Raw genomic sequence first — 3,059 nt, forward strand, 5'->3', positions numbered from 1 at the left:
TAGTATTTTTTGAAATAGTAACTCTAGCCACTAAATCCGGCCTATATTTCAATAGTATCTTAATGTTTTTAACAACTACATCATATGAACCTTCGTTATTTTTAAATACTCTATTTTTATCATGAGAAATATTATCTCCATCAATACTAACATAAATCCTACTCATTTGTGACATTATATCTATAATCTCTTCATTTAAAACTGTTAAATTTGTAGTGATTTCATAAGATATATTATTTGAAAAAATACTATTCTCTTTGATTTTATTTAACATATATCTAATATTTTTATAATTTAACAAAGGTTCACCACCATGAATTTTCATTTGAACTACAGATTCCTTATCAGACTTAAGACATTCTTTTTCAATAAATATAATCATATTATCAATAGTATCAATATTCATATTAGTGTTGAGTTGTTTGTGTTCTTCATAACAATACTTGCATTCTAAATTACATTGATTAGTAAAATATACTGTCAAATTCATCTATCCACCTCTTTCAAATATTTGAAATTACTATTTAGATATTCAATAATAATTATCATGCCAACAGATATAACAACAAAAAACAGTGATATTATTTTATCATCGTTTTCAATTATTTCAAATATCTTATATATGATAGCAACTCTTAATCCCCTTATAATCGAATACATACAATATATAAATGATAAGGTTGCTCCTATCCATTTGTTTTTAACAATCTTTGATAGAAACATATTAGTAGCTAAAAAGAAAAATACTGTAACAAAATTATAATAAAAATCCTTTACAATATTCATATCATTACTCATATAGATTTTACGAATAACAATTTGAAACAAGAATATGATAATAAGAAAAGGTAGCAATAATGAAATTACTAAAACAGTATCTTTCATGACAAATCCTTTTTTACACAAAAGTTCCTGTTCTCTAACATTCTTATTTCTTATTGTAGAAACATATGTAATAGCAATAATACAGTATATACTAATATATGGTCTTAATACTTCCATCGCTTTTATTCCTAATACTTCTTTATATAAAATTGATATAATAATTAAAAAAATAAACAATCCCATATATATTCCATAACTATTTAATAATTTTATTTCAATTTTTATTCTATCAAGCATTTATTTTCCTCATTTTCTTAGAAGCCAGCATTATGAAAACCAAACTGAATATAAAAAGTAATCCTAAATTTTCATATAAGTATGGCAAGTAGAAATCTCCCCAGAAACTAGAAGAATACCTTACCAATATCGAAAAGGGTTTTACTATCCATTTCACGAATGATCCATTTTTCATAGGCATATTACTATATAACAATAAGGCTGCTGTAAAAACACTTGATATAAACCATCTTTGGGTAATAATATTTAAAAATACACTATAGGAAATTATAAAAATAATTGGCACTAAACTAATATATGGATAGATAAACGCATATAAAAAATCCCGATATTCCGTTTGAGCAAATATAAAATAAAAAATATTATTTATAGTAATGAAAAGTGCTATCATACCAATGGTTGGTAATATATCTTTTGATAGATTTTTTATGGTCAATTGATTTCTATATTTGTATAGTTCTATGTAGTTTTTATTGCTATAATCGTGAAATCTAAAAGGAACATAAATAATCATCATCATCACTAAGTATAGTAAGAAGAATTCAGTATATTTGTAGAAAAAATGTTTTTTACCCTGTTTCTCAACATTATCAATTACATACTGATTGTATTGTTCTAAGTTGGCATTCTTGCCAACAGTATCATAAAATATATAGGAAAATATTCCTGTCATTCCTGTATTTGTTTCAACTATACTTTCTACTTCATTAACAGTTAGATTTTCATTATTTGCTAATTTATGCTCTATTTTTTCAATAACGTTCTTTTCTTGACTTTTTTCTATATTCCCGTTTTCACTACTATCTTTTAAATATTTTTTTAAATTATCTATTGCCTGATTCATATGTTCTTGTTCATCTTTAAAAGGTAATAGCATATTTGCATTACTTGATCCAAAAATGCCGTCCTCCGCATCCTGCATATAGACTTCATTATATTCATCCGCTGATAATGCTTTGGTATAATTCTTATAACTGTGAACATTCATGAATGTCAATAAGGATACACCAATTAAAAAAATGATAAGTATAAACTTATTGCCGCTTCCAATCGTTTTACTCATATCTATCAACTCCTCTTAAATACAAATAGGCATCTTCTAAGTTTGGCACTTCTTCTATACAATTTATGTATAGTGGCTTTCCTTTACTAAAAAATCTCACTAATGGTTTTCCCCTGTAAATTTTTTCGCTGATAACATATTCATTTTTCATCTCTTTAAAAGATGAATCCTTTTCACAACTAAATATATGTCCCTTGGCTCTATCGAGCATTTCAGATACAGTCGTATCTTCAATTAACTGCCCTTTTTCTAATAAAATCACACGATCCGAAATGCTTTCAATATCTTCTGTTAAATGAGTCGATATAAGAACACAATGTTCTTGTCCATATTCATAGATTATTTTTCTCATAGTTTTCCTTTGTTCTGGATCCAATCCAACAGTTGGTTCGTCTAAAACAAGGATTTGTGGATTTCTTAATAAAGCCTGGCATAATCCAACTCTTCTTCTCATCCCTCCAGATAAATGTTTTAATTTTGTATTCTTTTTATCTTCCAATTCAACATCAATAATTAAATTTTCAACTCGTTTCTTTCTTTCTTCTTTTTCTATTCCATCAATAGTTGCAAAATAATCTAAGTATTGGTAAATAGTCATACTTTCGTAAAATGAAAGTTCTTGAGGCATATACCCTATGACATCTCTAAGAACTCTTAGGTTATTTTCTTCTATTATTTCATTTTTATATATTATTTCCCCTTTAGACTGACGAACTATAGTACATATAATCCTTATTAAAGTAGTTTTACCTGCCCCGTTAGGTCCAATAAGTCCTATCACACCTTTATTCAAATTTAGGTTTACATCATTCAGAGCTAATTTATTTTTATATTGCTTAGTTATATTTTTTAGTTCTATCATATATTCCTCCTA

General features: G+C 26.2%; 4 protein-coding genes. All 4 read right to left on the reverse strand.

Features of this window, described 5'->3' with window-relative positions:
- The coding region (locus ACTTKP_RS11885) for a radical SAM protein (RefSeq protein WP_442554100.1) at nt 1–490 on the reverse strand (490 nt) is incomplete at its 3' end.
- Complete coding sequence (locus ACTTKP_RS11890; RefSeq protein WP_442554101.1) at nt 487–1,122, reverse strand: hypothetical protein; 636 nt, start codon at nt 1,120–1,122, stop codon at nt 487–489. The genes ACTTKP_RS11885 and ACTTKP_RS11890, both read right to left, overlap by 4 nt.
- Entirely contained in the window at nt 1,115–2,185 is a 1,071-nt protein-coding gene (locus ACTTKP_RS11895; protein WP_442554102.1) for a CHASE3 domain-containing protein, read from the reverse strand. Before ACTTKP_RS11895 ends, ACTTKP_RS11890 begins: the two co-directional genes overlap by 8 nt.
- Nucleotides 2,178–3,047 carry an ABC transporter ATP-binding protein gene (locus ACTTKP_RS11900; RefSeq protein ID WP_442554103.1) on the reverse strand — a complete coding sequence of 290 codons (870 nt, stop codon included), beginning with the start codon at nt 3,045–3,047 and terminating at the stop codon, nt 2,178–2,180. Before ACTTKP_RS11900 ends, ACTTKP_RS11895 begins: the two co-directional genes overlap by 8 nt.
- Nucleotides 3,048–3,059: the final 12 nt, after the last annotated feature.

This window comes from Catonella sp. (assembly GCF_052169795.1).
In the GTDB taxonomy this organism is placed as follows: Bacteria; Bacillota; Clostridia; order Lachnospirales; family Lachnospiraceae; genus Catonella.

Bases quoted from the DNA above. Each gene is read 5' to 3' on its own strand.
- ACTTKP_RS11890 (WP_442554101.1), bottom strand. From the start codon at position 1,122: ATGCTTGATAGAATAAAAATTGAAATAAAATTATTAAATAGTTATGGA.
- ACTTKP_RS11895 (WP_442554102.1), bottom strand. From the start codon at position 2,185: ATGAGTAAAACGATTGGAAGCGGCAATAAGTTTATACTTATCATTTTT.
- ACTTKP_RS11900 (WP_442554103.1), bottom strand. From the start codon at position 3,047: ATGATAGAACTAAAAAATATAACTAAGCAATATAAAAATAAATTAGCT.